The organism is Acinetobacter lactucae (assembly GCF_013344765.1).
Classification (GTDB): Bacteria; Pseudomonadota; Gammaproteobacteria; order Pseudomonadales; family Moraxellaceae; genus Acinetobacter; species Acinetobacter lactucae_A.
This window is the reverse complement of the sequence record NZ_JABVBF010000396.1, coordinates 1-628: the sequence shown is the minus strand read 5'-3', so window position 1 is coordinate 628 and position 628 is coordinate 1. Positions and strand designations below refer to the sequence as shown.

Below are 628 nucleotides of genomic sequence, written 5' to 3'. Positions count from 1 at the left end.
GCATAATAGAGTACTCCACAGATCTGATTTAAATCATTGAAATCTCTAGCTTCTGTCAAAATATCACGTAAATCTTGCAACAAATCTTCATTTTTTTCGTTTCGTTGGCTGGCATAACACAGGCGAATGTTCATTAACAATTCCGTGAAATATAAAATTTCTTTATTCAAAGATTTTTCAATGTAGCATATATTTATTATTGGTACTTTATATTTCACTTAATTTAAAGTAGATATTGAATTACATTCGAGCATTAATTATAAAAGTATATAACTCATGATTTATATTGATATAAAAATAAAAAACCTCCGATCGATGCCTTTCAATGCTCTAAAAGAACAATAAATTTCTTTAAAAGCTAAAACAAAAAAAAGCACTAAAAAGTGCTTTTTTTGTTTGCTGTATATTATTGTGGAATAATATTTACAGCATTTGGGCCTTTTTGCCCTTGAGTAACAGTAAACGTTACACGTTGACCTTCGTGTAAAGTTTTGAAACCTGAACCAGAAATTTCTTTGAAGTGAGCAAACACATCTGGACCATTATCTTGTTGAATGAAACCGAAACCTTTAGTTTCGTTAAACCACTTTACTGTACCACTTACTGTATTAGACATGATATATCCTAC

The 628-nt window shown here is 29.6% G+C and carries 2 protein-coding genes; both read right to left on the bottom strand.

Annotated features, from left to right (window positions below):
- A partial coding sequence (locus tag HUN22_RS17535) for a BLUF domain-containing protein (protein ID WP_174732047.1) occupies nt 1-134 on the bottom strand: 134 nt, incomplete at its 3' end.
- 272 nt (nt 135-406) lie between these two features.
- Complete coding sequence (locus HUN22_RS17530; RefSeq protein ID WP_003650775.1) at nt 407-616, bottom strand: cold-shock protein; 210 nt, start codon at nt 614-616, stop codon at nt 407-409.
- Nucleotides 617-628 lie beyond the last annotated feature (12 nt).

What these genes read in the sequence shown, in the direction of transcription:
- HUN22_RS17530 (WP_003650775.1), bottom strand. Translation starts at nt 616, where the DNA reads ATGTCTAATACAGTAAGTGGTACAGTAAAGTGGTTTAACGAAACTAAA.